The sequence below is a fragment of the Micromonospora sp. NPDC049102 genome (assembly GCF_043197485.1).
Lineage (GTDB): Bacteria > Actinomycetota > Actinomycetes > Mycobacteriales > Micromonosporaceae > Micromonospora.
The window spans coordinates 238971-254950 of the sequence record NZ_JBICTE010000004.1; the positions used below are offsets into that span (position 1 = coordinate 238971).

Sequence of the window (15980 nt, forward strand, 5' to 3'; positions counted from 1 at the left end):
TGTCGTCTCGTCAGCAGGGTGCGTAGAGGCGGCGGGTGCCGACCCCTGCGGCGTACGCCTCCCGGTCGCTGAACCGGCAGCCGTAGTCGGGCCGCGACACGACCGCCGGATCGGTCACGGTGTCGCCGGCCGGGCGCTTGCCGGTGCGTACCCAGGACACCAGGCCGTCCCAGGCGGCGCCGGCCTCGGCCGGGCTGAACTCGCAGTGCTGCGCGGCCCGGACGGCCCGCTGCACCACCAGCCGGCTGCGGCCGTGCCGTGCCACGTCGGTGGCGTACGTCTGCTCCATGCTGAACGGTACGAACAGGTCACCGAGGTCGTGCAGGCTGAGCACCGGCGCGCTCGGACGGCCGGCGATGCGCGGCACCTCCGTCAGCGTCGGCAGGAGCCGTTGCCGGATGTTCTCCGGCGCGACCCGTCGCACGGTCGAGTTCAGGTCGACCGGACTGTTCGGGCTGTAGCGGGTGAGCAGGTTCGTGGCGAGCTGCCCCGGCCGTTCGGCGGGGGAGTCGCCGCCGTCGGTCACCATGATCGAGAAGAGGAAGTCCTTCCACACCGCGAAGGCGGCCTCCGCGCCTGGACGCGGCCCACCCGAGCGGTTCACCGTCACGGCCCGCAACTGCTTGCCCCGCTCGGTGGTGGTGTCCGGACCGGTCGGCGTGAGTCCCGCCAGCCCCAGCGTCGCCTGGATGCGCGGCACCGCGTTGCTCAGGTAGTCGGCCGGCGTGGGATAGGCCGGCACCCCGGCGAGCGCCTGCGCGACCAGGTTGTAGTCGAGATAGAAGTCGAGCAGAGTCTGGTCGCCGAGCACCCCGCACATGGGCAGAGCGCCGTCGTAGTAGCCGGGATACTGCTCCAGCGAGCGGCCGATGACGTACCCGCCCATCGACACCCCGGCGAGATACGTGCGGTGCGGCCGACGTAGTGTCCGTCCGAAGTGGTCCGCGAGATCCTTCGTGCCCAGCACCCCGGAGCGGATGTCGAAGCCGTTCCGGTCGTACGAGGACGACGCCCACGCGTACCCCTGGGTCAGCATCCGCTGCCGCAGGTCGAAGCCCGGCGGCTCCGGCGAGAGCACCGTGCCCTGCCCGCGGTATCCGTGCGCCCACACCACCAGGTTGCCGTTCCACCTGGTGGGGACCTCGATGATGTACGCGGCGTGACGGTGCACGCCCTGCCGTACCGTCGTCGGCTTGCCGGCCACGGTCAGTGGCGTCAGCGGCGGGTTCTGGAAGGTGTAGCCCGGCAGCGGCTGGTCGCCTCCAGGGTCACGGTCGGTCGCCGCGGCCGCGCCTGCGGTGCCTGCGGGTGCGGCGGTGGTGGATGTGGGGCCGGTCAGCCCGACGGCCAGGGTCAGTGTCGCGGTGGCGGCGACCAGGCGGCGCAGGGTGCGAATGGGTACGGACAGCATCGATGCTTCCCATCGGACGGATGTCGCCTGCGGGGCGACCAGGCGGGACGGTTGCCTACCGGCCGGTAGCGTCCTGAACCTAGGACTGCCGTCGACCGGAGTCAATGGCTGCGCTGACCCGTCGGTCAGCCCCGGTCGGCCTCGGTTCCGTGCTTCGGTCCCGTCGGGTTGACTGTCGTCGTGGACGACACGATCTGGGCGGCGGCCCGGGCTGCGCGGAGTTGGTTGGACACCGCGAACGGCACCGGGCAGACCGAGTTGACCTGCCGCATCCTCAAGCTGACCGAGGAGGCCGGCGAGGCGTCCGCCGCCTGGATCGGTCTGCTCGGGCAGAATCCGCGCAAGGGTGTCACCCACACGCGCGAGGACGTGGCAGCCGAGTTGGCCGACGTCGTCTTCACCGCGCTGGTGGCGATCGAAAGCCTGGGACTCGACGCGCAGACCGTCGTGGGTGCCTGTGCGGAGAAGGTCCGCTCTCGGCTGGAGACCTGACCCGCGCCGGCGATCGTGATCCACTCCAGGTCGCCGATGTGGGGGTTTCCCACGCACCCGATGCCCCCGGATCGGCGACCTCGAGTCGATCACCCGATCCGCCCGCCCTGTGCTCGGTGGGGCCGGGGTGATATGTGCGCTGTGTCCGGCCCCGGGAAGCCTGGGGCGTGACCGGGCGTGTGGGTGGGATGTGACCGGTCGCGTGGACGGGCCGGACTGCCGTCGGGGCCGGACGCAGGTGGCCTGCCGGGAATGGTCCCGGCCGCCGGGTCGTTGTACAGGGTCCGGCGCGATGAGCCTCCGCTCGCGGGCCGCCACTCGAGCCCCCGGAATGACCCCGGCCACGGGGTCGTTGCATCCGGTCCACGGCACCTATCAAGGGCCGTCAGCCTGCGGGAATGACCCCGACCGGCCGGTCGTTACCCACGGTCCCGGCGCGGCTCGCCAGGTTCGTCAGTCCCCGGGAATGACCCCGGTCAGCCGGTCGTTACACCCGGTCCCGGCGCCACGAGCCCCCCGCTCGCAGGCCGCCGACCCGAGACTTCTCAAGCGCCCGGACGAGGTGCTGACCCCCACGTCACCCGATCCCCCCGAGCAGGTGTGTGGGTGTTTCCGACCCCCGAAGGAGCTACCCCCATGAACACGATCTTCCGTAAGAGCATGTTGTCCGTTGCTGGTCTGGCGTTCGCCGGTGGTGTGTTCGCCGGCCCGATCGCCGCCCACGCCGCCACTCCGGTCGATGCCAAGCCCGCCGCCGTGGCGGTGCAGACTGCGGCACCGAAGCCGCAGGGCGACCAGTCGCACATCACCCTGAACGACGAGCAGAGGACCAACGCCAAGGCGATCATCGCGGCCACGAAGAAGGCCGGCCTGCCCGAGCGGGCCGCGGTCATCTCGATCGCGACGAGCCTGCAGGAGTCCAAGCTGGAGAACCTGGGTCACCTGGGTGACGCCAACGACCACGACTCCCTCGGCCTGTTCCAGCAGCGCCCGACCTCGGGTTGGGGCACGCCGGAGCAGATCACCAACCCGGAGTACTCCACGACGGCGTTCCTCAAGGGCCTCAAGCAGGTCGACGGCTGGCAGGACATGCCGCTGACCGACGCCGCGCAGACCGTACAGGTCTCGGCCTACCCCGACGCGTACGCGCAGTGGGAGCAGCAGGCCACCGACCTGGTTGCCCAGCACTGGAACAGCTAAGACAAAACGATGGCCGGCACCCCCACCCGGGGTGCCGGCCATCGACGTAGCGGTCGGCGCGCAGTGATCCGATCGGCGGGCGGCTACGTACCTCCCGGCGGGGACCGGCGGAGGGACAGGGCATTGGCCGCCGGTTCGGTGATCTGGTGGCGGGCGTCGACACCGTGACGGTGACCGAGGTCCGGTGAACCGCGACGACCAGACCGGGTTGGCGGTCACCCCGAACCGGAAGCGCCGCAGCCGGGGCAGGGCGCGAGCGTACAGTCGGGCGGTGGAGCGTACCGAATCGATGCTGGCGCAGACCCGACCACCTGGCCTGGCCGATGTTGATCCCGGCAGCGTGCTGCTGCCGGGCCACGACGTTCCGCTGGGGCGGTACACGACGGTGCGGCGGTTGCTGCCGCAGCGGCCCCGGCGGATGGTCGGCGCGTGGTGCTTCGTGGACCATTTCGGTCCGGACGACGTGGCGCAGCGGCCCGGCATGGAGGTGCCGCCGCACCCGCACACGGGCCTGCAGACGGTGACCTGGCTGCTCGACGGCGAAATCATCCACCGGGACAGCCTCGGCAACGTGCAGGCGATCCGACCCGGTCAGTTGAACGTGATGACCTCCGGGCACGGCATCGCCCACTCGGAGCGGTCGCCGGCCACGCATCCGCCGGTCATGCACGGTGTGCAGCTCTGGGTGGCGCTGCCGGACCCGGCTCGGGCCGGCGCGGCCGACTTCGCCCATCACGCCGACCTGCCGCGCTGGCGCGACGGCGAGGTCGACGCCACTCTGCTGGTGGGCGAGTTCGCCGGCCAGCGGTCACCGGCCGTGGTGCACACCCCGCTGGTGGGCGTGCAGCTCGAGCTGGGCGGTTCGGCGCCGACGACGCTCCCGTTGCGGCCCGATTTCGAGTACGCCCTGCTGGCGATGTCCGGTGCCGCCGAGGCCGCCGGGGTGGGTTTCGAGCCGGGGGCGCTGCTCTATCTGGGCATGGGTCGACGGGAGCTGACCGTGCGGGGCGGGGCGGGGGCGCGGTTGTTGCTGCTGGGCGGTACGCCGTTCGAGGAGCCGTTGGTCATGTGGTGGAACTTCGTGGGCCGCTCGCACGAGGAGGTCGCCACGGCTCGGGAGGACTGGATGGCCGGGCGGCGTTTCGGGGTGGTGGCCGACGACGCGGCGTCGCCGCTGCCGGCGCCCGCCCTGCCCACCACCCGGCTCAAGGCCCGCGACCGCACCGGCGGCCTGCACGGCTGACCGGCACGGTGCCCGCGTGTGACCGATGGTGGCCCGGGTGGTCGCCGGCATGGCGAGCACCCTGATCAACCCCGTGGAGGACCGCAAGCGCCTGGCCCGTCGGCTGGCCGGCAGTGGGCGGGGCTTCGCCGAGCAGTACGGCTTCCGGGTCACCAACAATCCGGCGACCGAGCGTGCCCTCCTGGCCGACCTGTACGCGGAGCTGACTGACTGACCTGGACGTGCCCTGGCCCACAGTTCAGGGAAAACTGACCGTATGGAGGATGTTCTGTCGTATGGTTGTACCCGGCAGTGCTGACCGCTCGGTTCGGGCGGGCATCCACCGCCTGGTGACCGCGACCGGTTCGGACGTGGTTCACCGCCTGGGCAGGTTTGCGTGGCGCCCCCGGTCGCGGTTCGTGGCCAAGGGGCGCCCGCCTGTCCCGGGGAGCCGCCGCCAGCTCCGGCACCGCCGTCGAGCGCCGGCCCGCTCCGAAGAACTTCAGCGCGCCAGGCCCGCCAGCAGGTTCACCGTGACGGCGATGACGAACGCGCCGAACAGGTACGACACCATCGAGTGTCGCAGCACCGTACGGCGCATCTCGTTGCTGGTCAGGTTGGTGTCGGACACCTGGAACGTCGTCCCGACGGTGAACGCCATGTACGCGAAGTCCGAGTACCGGGGCGGTTCGCTCTGGTTGAAGTTCACCCCGCCGTCCGGGCCGGTGTAGTAGATCCGCGCGTAGCGGGCGGCGAACACGGTGTGCACGACCAGCCAGGACAGCACCACGCTGAGGACGCCCAGCCCGCTGTACAGGTCGCGGCGCACTCCGGGTGGCGCGCCGTGTGCGCTGGCCAGGACCAGTCCGACGGCCAGCAGGCTGGCGAGGCAGGCGATCAGCAGCACCACGTCCCGGGTGGGCCGGTTGGGGTCCTCGTGCACGGCGAGTTGGGCGGTGCGGGCGGCGTCCATCGGCCAGAGCTTGCGCCACACCAGCACCAGCCAACTCAGCGCGGCCGCGTCCCAGCCGGCCAGTGGGGAGAGCGCCGGCGACAGCGTGAGTGCGAACGCGCTACCCGCGACGAGGCCGACCACCGCCACGACGACGAGTTGCGCCCCCGCAGGGGTGTGCCCGTCCGGGGGGCGCGACAGCGGGCCGGTGCCGGTCATCCGCGACGCCGACCCGTTCCGGCGGACGCCATCACCGCCGGGTCAGATGCCGCGCAGATGCTGCGACACCCGGTTGTGCTTCTTGTCCCGGGCCTGCGTGGCGCGTTGCGCGGGGCCCACCTCGGGGGCGGCCTCGATGCCGGCCGACCGGGCGACCTCGGTGCCGTTGGCGTAGTCGACAGGTGGCAGGGCGCGCAGCGCCTTGAGGACGTCCGGCGGGGCACCCTCGCGTTCGGCCTCGCGGATCACGTCGTCCTTCTCGGCCGGGTAGTCCAGGCTCGACAGGTACTGCAGGACGTCCGCGTAGCTCGCCATGTCCGGGCTCCCTCGGGGCATCGATTCGTCACGACCGGCGGCGGTTACCCGCCCGCCGCCGGGTCACGCCCGGGTCGGTCCAGGAAATCCGGCGTCGTTTCCACCACGTCGCCTGCGGGTACCCGCAGGCGCCGCAGACGGAGCCCGAGGGAGTACGCGATGAACTACGACACCTTCGTCGACCAGGTTTCCCAGCGCACCCGCACGTCGTCGGAGCAGGCGGTCGAGCTGACCCGGGCCGTGCTGGAGACGTTCGCCGAACGGCTGACCGGCGGCGAGGTGCTGGACCTGGCCGCGCAGTTGCCGCAGCCGCTGCAACTGGTGCTCAAGCCGAGCCCGAGCACCGAGCAGGCGGACCGGTTCGGTGCGGCCGAGTTCGTGGCCCGTGTGGCGCTGCGCGCCCGGGTGCAGGAACCGGCGGCGCGGGACGCCACCCGGGCGGTGTTCACCACCCTTCGCGAGGCGATCACCGGCGGGGAGTTCGACGACGTGGCGACGCAGTTGCCGCGCGACTACCGGGACCTCGTGGAGCAGGCGATGGCACCGGGGGCGACGCTGCGCCGCGCCTGACGGCGGGTCGGCACGCGGAGGCGCACAGCGGTTGGCCAGGGCAACCATCGACGTCCGGCTTGGCGTGTCGATTCGGCCTGGCCTAACCTTGTCGTGCGAGGGGAGTACTTCCCACGAACCATTCCGGTCAGTACGGCACGCCCGGCGTGCCTCGGGTGGTTGCCCATCGGGTGATGGGTGAAGGAGACCTCGAACATGACACGGTGTTCGAGGAGACCCCATGACCGAATTGTCCCCCTTGGCCGCGGCGAGTGACCTGACGTCGATCGGTACCCCCACCCTCTGGGCGGTGACGATCGCCGGCGTACTGCTCCTGCTGGTGCTGGACTTCCTGGTGACGCGCAAGCCGCACGAGGTGTCCATGCGCGAGGCGATCGGCTGGTCCGCGTTCTACATCGCCCTGCCGCTGGCCTTCGGCGGCTGGCTCTGGGCCCGCTACGGCTCCCAGCAGGGCGTGGAATACCTGACCGGTTACCTCGTCGAGAAGTCCCTCTCGGTCGACAACCTCTTCGTCTTCATGCTGCTGCTGGCCGCGTTCGCCGTTCCGGCCGTGCTCGCCCAGCGGGTGCTGCTCTACGGCATCGCCGGCGCCCTGGTGCTGCGGGCGGTCTTCATCGCCCTCGGCGCGGCGGCGTTGCAGACCCTCGACTTCGCGTTCCTGCTCTTCGCGATCATCCTCATCGCCACGGCGGTGAAGCTGCTGCGCGACGCCCTCTCCGGGCACGAGCAGGAGGTCGACATCAACAAGATGCGCTCGGTGAAGCTGCTGCGCAAGGTCATGCCGGTGGTCGACGAATACCACGGCACCAGGATGACCGTCCGGCAGGGCGCGAGGCGGGCACTCACCCCGTTCGCCCTGGTGGTTGTCGCGGTGCTGGCCACCGACATCGTCTTCGCGGTCGACTCGGTGCCGGCGGTCTACGGCATCACCGAGGACCCGTACCTGGTCTTCGCCACCAACGCGTTCGCCCTGCTCGGCCTGCGGGCGCTCTACTTCGTCCTGCACGCGGCGCTGAGCCGGCTGGTGCACCTCAGCTACGGCCTGGCGATCATCCTGGCCTTCATCGGGCTCAAGCTCGGCCTGCACTGGGCGCACGGCAGCTGGGAGAGCGTTCCGCAGATCCCCACCCTGGCCTCGCTCGGCGTGATCATCGGTGTGCTGGTGGTCGTCACCCTGACCAGCCTGCGTGCCACCCGGGGCGGCACGCCCACCGAGCGCGAGGTCGTCACCGACCGGCACTGACCGCGCCGCTCCGGGCCGGGCCGGGGTACGCCGGAAAGCTCCTGCCCCGGCCGACCCGGGTGGTACGACTGTGCAATGGGAATCGTGTCACCGGGCTTCCAGGGTCGGCCCCGATCGCAGGAACCGGCCCTGCCGCCCGGTCAGTACCTGACCGAGGACTTTCCGGTGCTCTCGGCCGGCCCGACACCCCGGGTCTCCCTGGACACCTGGGAGTTCGTCATCGCCGCCGAGAACGGCAGCGAGTACCGGTGGTCGTGGCAGGAGTTGATGGCGCTTCCGCAGGAGACGCCGACCGTCGACATCCACTGCGTCACCCACTGGTCGAAGCTCGGCACCACCTGGACGGGCGTCTCCCTGGACACCCTGCTCGACGGTGTGGACACCGGAGCGCACTTCGCGCTCGCGCACTCCTACGGCGGGTACACCACCAACCTGCCGCTGGACGACCTGCGCGGCGGCCGGGCCTGGGTGGCGCACACCTTCGACGGCGCGCCGCTGCCGGCCGAGCACGGTGGCCCGGCGCGTCTGCTGGTCCCGCACCTGTACTTCTGGAAGTCCGCCAAGTGGGTGCGCGGCATCCGGCTCAAGACGATGGACGAGCCGGGGTTCTGGGAGACCGCCGGCTACCACGACTACGGCGACCCGTGGCGCGAGCAGCGGTACCAGGGTGACTGAGCGGGCCGTGGCGACGGGCACCCCGGCCCGCGCGCCGATCAAGTGGCAGGTGGCCCGGCTGGTGGAGCGCCGGGTGGAGACGGCGTCCGCGCAGACGCTGGTCCTGGAGGTGCCGGACTGGCCGGGGCACCTGCCCGGCCAGCACGTCGACGTGCGGTTGACCGCACCGGACGGTTACCAGGCCGCCCGGTCGTACTCGATCGCCGGGCCGGTTGTGGACGGCCCCGGCGGCCCGCGCATCGAGGTGACCGTCCAACGGGTCCACGACGGCGAGGTGTCCCCGTACCTCATCGACGTCTTCGCCGCCGGCGACCCGGTGGAGATCCGCGGACCGCTCGGTGGCTGGTTCATCTGGCGGCCCGAGCAGACCGACCCGGTGCAGCTCGTGGCCGGCGGCTCCGGGATCGTGCCGTTGATGGCGATGATCCGGGCGCGACGGGAGGTCGGCAGCAAGGTGCCGTTCCGGCTGGTCTACTCGGTACGGACGCCCCAGGACGTGATCTACGCCGACGAGCTGCGCCGCCGGGGCCGCGACGACTTCGGCCTGGACGTGGCGTACGTCTACACCCGCGAGGCCCCCGACGGGTGGCGCGGCGAGCCGCACCGGGTCGGCCTGGCCGACGTCAACACCCACGGCTGGCCGCCGGATCTGCAACCGCTCACGTACGTCTGCGGTCCGACCGGGTTCGTGGAGGCCGTGGCCGACCTGCTGGTGGGGCTGGGCCATCCGTCGCGACGGATCAGGACCGAACGCTTCGGCCCCACCGGCTGAGCCTGTCCGCCGCTTACCGTCTCGTCGAGGAGATCCGATGACCAACATGTCCTACCTGGACGGCAACATGCTCGACGGCCCGCTGCGCGAGCTGTTCGCCGTCGACCTGAGCACCGCGATGGGCCGCTGCGAGAACTGCGGGATGACCGGCTCGATGGCCAGCCTGCACGTCTACTTGCACGCTCCGGGTCTGGTCGCCCGCTGCCCGTCCTGCGAGTCGGTGATGGTGCGGCTGGTGCGTGGACCGGACCGGGCCTGGCTGGACATGCGCGGCGTCACCTACCTCCAGGTCCCGATGCCGATGGAGCAGGCACTTCCCGAGCCGCTGTGACCGAGGCCGGTACGTCCGGCACGTTTACGAATGTCGAAAACTTTTCACAGTCTTAAATATTCAACTCTTTCGTTGTTTGCGCCGCCATGGGTGCGGTCGGATGCCGGCAACTGTTAACGCAGTTTCCTATTAATCCTCCGACCCCCGAGGGAGTCCTCATGCGTTGGCGACCGATATTCATGGCGGCGGTGGTCACGCTCGCCGCCTCGACGGTGGCGCTCGACGTGCCCGCGAGCGTGCAGGCTGCCCCCGCCACCTTCACCCACCCCGGCGTCCTGGTCAGCCGCCCACAACTCGACTTCGTCAAGGCCAGGGTGCAGGCCGGCGAGCAGCTGTGGAGAAACGCCTACAACCAGATGATGGGCAGCCGGTACGCCTCGCTGTCCCGGGTCCCCGCACCGCGCGCGACCGTCGAGTGCGGTCAGACCTCCAACCCGAACTACGGTTGCACCGACGAGCGCGAGGACGCCATCGCCGCGTACACCGACGCGCTGGCCTGGTACATCACCGGCAACTCGGCGTACGCGCAGAAGTCGATAGCCCTGATGGACGCCTGGTCCGCGACCATCCAGCGGCACACCAACGACAACGCCCCGTTGCAGACCGGCTGGGCCGGATCGGTGTGGCCACGCGCCGCCGAGATCATCCGCTACACGTACGGCAACTGGCCCAACCAGGCCCGGTTCGCCACCATGCTGCGCACCGTCTACCTCCCCGTCGTCATCGCCGGTGACTCCCGCACCAGCAACTGGGACCTGACCCTCGCCGAGGCGGCCATCGGCATCTCGATCTTCCTCGAGGACCGCACGTCGTACGACCGCGCGCTCGCCCGGTTCCGGGCCGCGGCCGCCGCCTCCATCTACATCGCGGCGGACGGGGTCCGACCCCTCTACCCGCCGGCCACCAACGTCGACACGCCCGCCGAACTCGTCTCCCGGTGGCACGGCCAGGCCACCTACACCGACGGTCACGCGCAGGAGACCTGCCGCGACTGGGTCCACACCGGCTACAGCATCTCCGCCATCTCGCACGTCGCCGAGACCACCCGCATCCAGGGTGGCGACCTCTACCCGGAGCTTCAGGACCGGCTGCGCCACGCGCTCGGCTTCCACACCGAGTTCGAGAACGGCACCGCCGTCCCGTCGAGCGTGTGCGGCGGCTCGGTGGACCTCGGCCTCGGCCCGATCACGGAGGTCGGCTTCAACGCGCTGCACAACCGGATGGGCATCGGGATGGCGAACACCCAGAGCTACACCGAGCGCAAGCGTCCCCAGGGCACGAACAACCTCTTCGTGGCCTGGGAGACCCTGACTCACGCGAACAACCCGGCGTAGGTCCGCGCCGACCGTGCGCCTCCGGGCCTCGACACGAGGGACGCCCCTCGTGTCGGGGCCCGACGCGCGCGGCAGACTGCTCGGGTGAGCACCGGCCGGTGGCGTGGCGTCCCACCACGGGTCCGGCTGGTCGTGTCGGCGGCCGTGCTGGTCTTCGCGTACGGCGGCGTCGTGCACGTACTCCACTTGCTCGTTCCCGGTCTCCGACCCCCGCTCGCCGTGCCCGGCTGGCTCGCGGTCTACTTCGCGTCCCTGACCCTGTGGGACCGTTGGCGGCGCTGCTGCTGGCGGCTCGCCGTCCGGCGCGATGAGCGGCCGGCCGATCAGGTCGTGCTCGTGTTCGGCCTTGAGCACGAGCCGGGCGGTGGGACAGGGCCACGGGCCACCGCAGGCACGGCAGCGCCACATCGGGCGCAGCGGCGTGTGTGGCGGTGTGCCGGTCGGTACGGGCGGTGAGGTCACCATGGATCACGCTCCTTCGGACGTGGGGAGGGGCCGCCGCGGTACGGGGTTCGCGGCGGCCCCTCGTTCGGTTCCGCCCGTCGTCCTCGCTCCGGCCGGGCGGATCCGCTTCGTGACAGTCTGCCGACCGGGCCGCTACCGTCGGAAGGCACGCGAGCGTGACCAGCGCCGATGTACGTGTCGTCCGCCCCCGGTGTGCAGAGGTGTGCAGTCGAGCACTGCCGGCGTCCACCCCGGCTGGAGTTCACCGAGCGCAGTGATCGCGTGCTGGACGCCGACGGGCTGTTGCTGCGCATCCGCGAGACGATGATCCGCGAGTCGGTGATGCCGTGGTTCCGGGAGTGGGTGACGATCGAGCAGGAGGCGCGGCGCGGCGCTGCGCTCGTTCCAGCCGCTGGTGCTGCCCGGCCTGGTGCAGACCGAGGGCTATTCGCGGGCGCTCCTCTAAAGGGGACGGTGATCGAGCGCCCCGCCGACGTACTGTCGCCGCGACAGTCGTGGGAATCGGCACGGGCCGAGGCGATGTCGCACGGGCAGACCCCTAGCGTGATCTCGGAGGAAACAGAGGCATGGACCCGACCGGTCGTCGCCCCGGCGGCCTGGCGCGCCTTCGTCACGTTCGTCACGCGCCACTGACCGGGCCGGCGAGCGCAGCCCGGATCAGCCTCTCGACCAGCCGTGGCGTGATCGGGTCCGAGGCGAACACCTCGGCCACCCGCTCCGGATCAGTGGTGATGATCGGTCCGTAGTTGCGCCATGGGTCGTCGAAGGCCACCCGGGCCTCCAGCCGGATGTCCTGACTGCTGTCGACGCCCCACACCCGGACCACGACGTGGCCCGGATCGGCCCGGCTGGCCGTCCACCGGTAGTCGACGTCGTCGACGCGAATCGACCGCTTGCGAGTCCTGGCCACGGTGCGAGGTTGGGCCCCGGGCGGAAACGACGGTAGCGGAACCCGCGCCGACGAGGGCTTCGTCGAATACTCGGATGCGGACCGGCGTGCTCATCCTTAGGCTTCCGTTCCACGGCAGGCCGCGCCCACACGGATCGGAGATGAGCAGACCGATGACCTCTCACCTGTTCGCGATCAGCTTCGACGCGCTTGAACCTCTGCGTCTGGCGCGGTTCTGGTCCGGGATCCTCGGCTGGGAGATCGTCGACGATCCGGGCGAGGGCGTGGGGCTCGTGTCCACCGACGACACCGGGTTCCGACTCCGCTTCGCGCCGACCGAGCAGCCGAAGGTCGTCCAGAACCTCATGCACTTCGACCTGACAAGCACATCGCCGCAGGATCAGGAGCGGACGGTCGCCAGGGCGATCGAGCTGGGTGGACGGCACCTCGACATCGGTCAGGGCCCGGACGTCGACCACGTGGTGTTGGCCGACCCGGAGGGCAACGAGTTCGACATCATCGCGCCGGGCAACAACTTCCTCGCCGGCTGCGGGTTCGTCGGCGCCCTGGCCTGCGACGGTTCGCCGGAAGTGGGGTACTTCTGGGCCGAGGCGCTCGGTTGGCCGCTGGTCTGGGATCAGGACCAGGAGACCGCGATCCAGTCGCCGCGCGGCGGCACGAAGATCACGTGGGGTGGGCCGCCCTACATGTCGCGCGAGGGCGGGGGCCGGGTGCGCCTCGACCTCGCGCCACCCGCCGACGGTGACCAGCAGGCGGAGGTGGACCGTCTGCTCGCCCTCGGCGCGACCCGGATCGGCACCGACCCGGCCGGCCGAGTCGTGTTGGCCGATCCCGACGGCAACGACTTCTCCGTGCTGACGCCCCGCTAGCCGGTTGGACAACCGCCCCGCGGGTCGGTCAGAGTGGTCCGCCGTGAGATACCTGCGCAGCGGTGGTCCAGCCGCGATCCGGCGACCCCGGCCCACGGACGCGGACGAGTTCGTGGCGGCCGTGCGACGGAGTCGGGACCTGCACCACCCGTGGCTCGTCGCGCCCGCCACCGGTGAGGAGTACGACCGTTACCTCGCCCGGATCCGGCGCCGGGACAGCGCCGGCTACCTGATCTGCGACCGGGCCAGCGGGGACATCGCCGGCTACGTGAACATCAGCGGCATCGTGCTGGGCGCGCTGCGCGGCGGCTACCTCGGGTACGCGGCGTTCCAGCCGTACAGCGGCACGGGCCACGCCTCGGCGGGCATCGCGCTGGTCATCGACCACGCGTTCACCAGCGTCGGGCTGCACCGGTTGGAGGCGAACATCCAGCCGGGCAACGAGCCGTCCCGGCGGGTCGCCCGCAAGCTCGGTTTCCGCCTTGAGGGCTTCTCCCCGGACTACCTGTTCATCGACGGCGCGTGGCGCGACCACGAACGCTGGGCCTTGACAGCCTCCACCCCACCCATCCCCACCCCACCGTCGGCGTGATCAAGAGGTTCGCGTCATGCGCCTCGGCGTGTCATGACGCGAACCTCTTGATCAACAGGGTGGAACGGGTGAGGTGCTACGTCACTGGAAAGTGCAACCCGGGTTGGGCGCGTCGACCGACAGCGGCGCGCCGGTCGGCAGGACGTAGAGAACCTCCAGCACCACTGGAACCTTGCCGCGGTTGATGCCGATGTGCACGTGATCCGCGCCGGCCGGCTCCTTGATGAAGCTTCCGCGAGGGTAGACGCCATCAGACGCGCAGGTCGAGTCGAAGTGGCTCAACGTGCCCTGCTTGACCCAGCCGAAAAGTTCACCCTTGTGCCAGTGCCATCCGGTGGCCTGACCGGCCGGGATGGTGATCTCACGCAGGATGTAATCGGTGTCACCGATCGTGGTCTGCGTGATGATAGTGCCCACCACACCCGAGCCCGCTGGCGTCGCCTGGGCCGGGCTGCTCACCGTGAGTGTGGCGCCGACGAGCATCGCGGCGGCCGCCGCAGCTCCGGCCATCATCCGCCGTGGGGAGGAGTACCTCGACAACATGATTCCTTTCGATTGCACGTGATTCGATCTCAGTCTACGAACCCGTAGGGAGTAAACACTGGATAACTGATCTACCGGGCGCGCTGTCCGGTTGTGAGCGCCGGCGCGTGCCACGTGTCGACGTTTGTCCTGGGCTGCGACGGGAAACGGCCGGCAATGACGAAACCTCGTGTGGTGATCGTGGGGGCCGGGTTCGCCGGTTACCACGCGGCGAAGACGTTGAGCCGGATCGCCCGGGACCGGGCCGAGATCGTGGTGCTGAACTCGACCGACTACTTCCTGTACCTACCGCTGCTGCCCGAGGTGGCCGCCGGGGTGGTCGAGCCCACGCGCATCGCCGTTCCGCTGACCGGGACCCTGAAGGGCGTCCGGGTGGTCATCGGCGAGGCGGACCACGTCGACCTGCAGAACCGCTGGGTCGGCTTCACCCAGCCCGAGGGGGAGAAGAACCGCCTGGCGTACGACCGGCTGGTCCTCGCCGTGGGCAGCGTCAACAAGCTGCTGCCCATCCCGGGTGTCACCGAGTACGCGCACGGCTTCCGCGGTCTGCCGGAGGCCGTCTACCTGCACGACCACATCGTCCGCCAGGTGGAGTTGGCCGAGCAGGCCGAGGACCCGGCCGAGCAGCGGGCCCGCTCCACGTTCGTGGTGGTCGGCGCGGGCTACACCGGCACCGAGGTCGCCGCGCACGGGCAACTGTTCACCGACGCCCTGCACGCGCAGCGCCCCCGGCTCACCGTCCGGCCCCGCTGGATGCTGCTCGACGTCGCTCCCCGCGTGCTGCCCGAGCTGGACAAGCGCATGTCCGAGACATCGCACAAGGTGCTCGAACGGCGCGGCGTGGACGTGCGGATGGGTACCTCGGTGGCCGAGGCGACCTGCGACGGGGTCAAGCTCACCGACGGCGAGTACGTCCCGACCTGCACGCTGGTGTGGTGTGTGGGGGTGCGGCCCGACCCGTTCGTCAACGAACTGGGCCTGCGCACCGAGCGGGGCCGGCTGGTCACCGACGAGTACCTGAACGTTCCCGGCTACCCGGAGGTCTTCGCCTGCGGTGATGCCGCCGCCGTGCCCGACCTGGTGAATCCGGGGCAGATCTGCGGTATGACGGCGCAGCACGCCGAGCGGCAGGGTAAGCGTGTGGCGCACAACATCGCCGCGTCGTACGGCTTCGGGAAGCGCAGGCCGTACAAGCACCACGATCTGGGCTGGGTGGTGGACCTGGGCGGTAAGGACGCCGCCGCGAACCCGTTGCACGTCAACCTGGCCGGGCTGCCGGCCAAGGCGGTGACCCGGGCGTACCACCTGATGGCGATGCCCGGCAACCGCACCCGCGTGGGGGCCGACTGGGTGCTCGACGCCGCGCTCACCCGCTCGGCGGTGCAGTTGGGGCTGGTTCCGGCGAACGCGGTGCCGCTGGAGAGCACCTCACCCGAGGTCGCGGCGCGCGGTCGCTGAACTGCGTCGCGGGGCGTACTCGGGCAACAGGATCTGCACGATGCCGGCGGCGGGGATGGCCAGCAGCGCGCCGAGCAACCCGGCCAGCTCCGCCGCGAGCAGCAGGCTGAGCAGCACGGTCAGCGGGTTGAGCCGTACCGCGCGGGCGCAGATGAGCGGCTGGAGCAGGTGGTTCTCCACCTGCTGGTACGACGAAGAAGACGAGCACGACGACGCCGGCGGTGGGGGAGTGCAGGAACCCCGCCCCGGCGGCGACCACCGCGCCGATCGTCGCGCCCTCCCGGCCGACGCCGCGCAGCACCCCGACGGCGGGTTGCCGCAGCCGACCGCTCGCGGCGCGCAGCTCCTCGGAGTGCGCGGCGACGTAACGGCGTACCCCGGTGCGTTCCAGGAACGCACCGACCGCG

Annotated in this window: 21 protein-coding genes; 15 read left to right on the top strand and 6 right to left on the bottom strand. The window is 70.8% G+C overall.

What is annotated here, in order from left to right:
- Nucleotides 1-10 precede the first annotated feature (10 nt).
- The gene (locus ACGFH9_RS07200; protein WP_393216531.1) at nucleotides 11-1411 is read right to left on the bottom strand and encodes a hypothetical protein; all 1401 of its coding nucleotides are present in this window, start codon (nucleotides 1409-1411) and stop codon (nucleotides 11-13) included.
- Between the two features lie 180 nt (nucleotides 1412-1591).
- Between ACGFH9_RS07200 and ACGFH9_RS07205 the strand changes: the two genes are divergently transcribed.
- From ACGFH9_RS07205 to ACGFH9_RS07220, 4 genes are all read left to right on the top strand, one after another.
- Nucleotides 1592-1903, top strand: a complete 312-nt coding sequence (locus ACGFH9_RS07205) for a MazG-like family protein (protein WP_355233197.1) — start codon at nucleotides 1592-1594, stop codon at nucleotides 1901-1903.
- Between the two features lie 636 nt (nucleotides 1904-2539).
- Nucleotides 2540-3103 (top strand): hypothetical protein, encoded by a 564-nt coding sequence (locus ACGFH9_RS07210; RefSeq protein WP_393216533.1) that lies wholly within the window; start codon nucleotides 2540-2542, stop codon nucleotides 3101-3103.
- 271 nt (nucleotides 3104-3374) lie between these two features.
- Nucleotides 3375-4346, top strand: coding sequence for a pirin family protein (locus ACGFH9_RS07215; RefSeq protein ID WP_393216535.1), 972 nt, complete (start codon nucleotides 3375-3377; stop codon nucleotides 4344-4346).
- Between the two features lie 25 nt (nucleotides 4347-4371).
- On the top strand, nucleotides 4372-4560 hold the full coding sequence (locus ACGFH9_RS07220; protein WP_393216632.1) for a hypothetical protein: 189 nt from the start codon (nucleotides 4372-4374) through the stop codon (nucleotides 4558-4560).
- Nucleotides 4561-4827: 267 nt separating this feature from the next.
- Here the strand turns inward: ACGFH9_RS07220 and ACGFH9_RS07225 are convergent, their stop codons facing one another.
- Nucleotides 4828-5496, bottom strand: coding sequence for a DUF1345 domain-containing protein (locus tag ACGFH9_RS07225; RefSeq protein WP_393216537.1), 669 nt, complete (start codon nucleotides 5494-5496; stop codon nucleotides 4828-4830).
- Nucleotides 5497-5538: 42 nt separating this feature from the next.
- Entirely contained in the window at nucleotides 5539-5811 is a 273-nt protein-coding gene (locus ACGFH9_RS07230) for a DUF2795 domain-containing protein (RefSeq protein WP_355233202.1), read from the bottom strand.
- Between the two features lie 159 nt (nucleotides 5812-5970).
- On the opposite strand from ACGFH9_RS07230, the gene ACGFH9_RS07235 reads away from it, so the two are divergent.
- From ACGFH9_RS07235 to ACGFH9_RS07270, 8 genes are all read left to right on the top strand, one after another.
- On the top strand, nucleotides 5971-6381 hold the full coding sequence (locus ACGFH9_RS07235; protein WP_355233203.1) for a DUF2267 domain-containing protein: 411 nt from the start codon (nucleotides 5971-5973) through the stop codon (nucleotides 6379-6381).
- A gap of 220 nt (nucleotides 6382-6601) precedes the next feature.
- A complete protein-coding gene (locus ACGFH9_RS07240; protein ID WP_393216539.1) occupies nucleotides 6602-7624 on the top strand; it encodes a TerC/Alx family metal homeostasis membrane protein in 1023 nt (340 codons plus the stop codon).
- A gap of 75 nt (nucleotides 7625-7699) precedes the next feature.
- A complete protein-coding gene (locus tag ACGFH9_RS07245) occupies nucleotides 7700-8299 on the top strand; it encodes a sulfite oxidase-like oxidoreductase (protein WP_355233205.1) in 600 nt (199 codons plus the stop codon).
- Nucleotides 8300-8306: 7 nt separating this feature from the next.
- Entirely contained in the window at nucleotides 8307-9071 is a 765-nt protein-coding gene (locus ACGFH9_RS07250) for a ferredoxin reductase (protein WP_393216623.1), read from the top strand.
- Nucleotides 9072-9108: 37 nt separating this feature from the next.
- Nucleotides 9109-9402, top strand: coding sequence for a DUF6510 family protein (locus ACGFH9_RS07255; RefSeq protein ID WP_393216541.1), 294 nt, complete (start codon nucleotides 9109-9111; stop codon nucleotides 9400-9402).
- A gap of 158 nt (nucleotides 9403-9560) precedes the next feature.
- On the top strand, nucleotides 9561-10736 hold the full coding sequence (locus ACGFH9_RS07260; protein WP_393216543.1) for an alginate lyase family protein: 1176 nt from the start codon (nucleotides 9561-9563) through the stop codon (nucleotides 10734-10736).
- 84 nt (nucleotides 10737-10820) lie between these two features.
- Entirely contained in the window at nucleotides 10821-11192 is a 372-nt protein-coding gene (locus ACGFH9_RS07265) for a hypothetical protein (protein WP_393216545.1), read from the top strand.
- 403 nt (nucleotides 11193-11595) lie between these two features.
- Entirely contained in the window at nucleotides 11596-11646 is a 51-nt protein-coding gene (locus ACGFH9_RS07270) for a hypothetical protein (protein WP_393216625.1), read from the top strand.
- Between the two features lie 174 nt (nucleotides 11647-11820).
- On the opposite strand, the gene ACGFH9_RS07275 is transcribed toward ACGFH9_RS07270, so the two are convergent.
- Complete coding sequence (locus tag ACGFH9_RS07275) at nucleotides 11821-12111, bottom strand: hypothetical protein (RefSeq protein ID WP_393216547.1); 291 nt, start codon at nucleotides 12109-12111, stop codon at nucleotides 11821-11823.
- A gap of 140 nt (nucleotides 12112-12251) precedes the next feature.
- On the opposite strand from ACGFH9_RS07275, the gene ACGFH9_RS07280 reads away from it, so the two are divergent.
- Both ACGFH9_RS07280 and ACGFH9_RS07285 read left to right on the top strand, forming a co-directional pair.
- The gene (locus tag ACGFH9_RS07280; protein WP_393216549.1) at nucleotides 12252-12980 is read left to right on the top strand and encodes a VOC family protein; all 729 of its coding nucleotides are present in this window, start codon (nucleotides 12252-12254) and stop codon (nucleotides 12978-12980) included.
- Between the two features lie 43 nt (nucleotides 12981-13023).
- Nucleotides 13024-13572: a GNAT family N-acetyltransferase gene (locus tag ACGFH9_RS07285; protein ID WP_393216551.1), complete on the top strand. Its 549-nt coding sequence runs from the start codon at nucleotides 13024-13026 to the stop codon at nucleotides 13570-13572.
- An 81-nt stretch (nucleotides 13573-13653) separates the two neighbouring features.
- Here ACGFH9_RS07285 and ACGFH9_RS07290 read toward each other — a convergent pair whose 3' ends face one another.
- Nucleotides 13654-14082 carry a cupin domain-containing protein gene (locus tag ACGFH9_RS07290; RefSeq protein ID WP_355625204.1) on the bottom strand — a complete coding sequence of 143 codons (429 nt, stop codon included), beginning with the start codon at nucleotides 14080-14082 and terminating at the stop codon, nucleotides 13654-13656.
- Nucleotides 14083-14271: 189 nt separating this feature from the next.
- On the opposite strand from ACGFH9_RS07290, the gene ACGFH9_RS07295 reads away from it, so the two are divergent.
- Entirely contained in the window at nucleotides 14272-15573 is a 1302-nt protein-coding gene (locus ACGFH9_RS07295) for an NAD(P)/FAD-dependent oxidoreductase (RefSeq protein ID WP_355233215.1), read from the top strand.
- Here the strand turns inward: ACGFH9_RS07295 and ACGFH9_RS07300 are convergent.
- Nucleotides 15544-15972: an AI-2E family transporter gene (locus tag ACGFH9_RS07300; RefSeq protein WP_393216627.1), complete on the bottom strand. Its 429-nt coding sequence runs from the start codon at nucleotides 15970-15972 to the stop codon at nucleotides 15544-15546. The genes ACGFH9_RS07295 and ACGFH9_RS07300 overlap by 30 nt on opposite strands.
- Nucleotides 15973-15980: the final 8 nt, after the last annotated feature.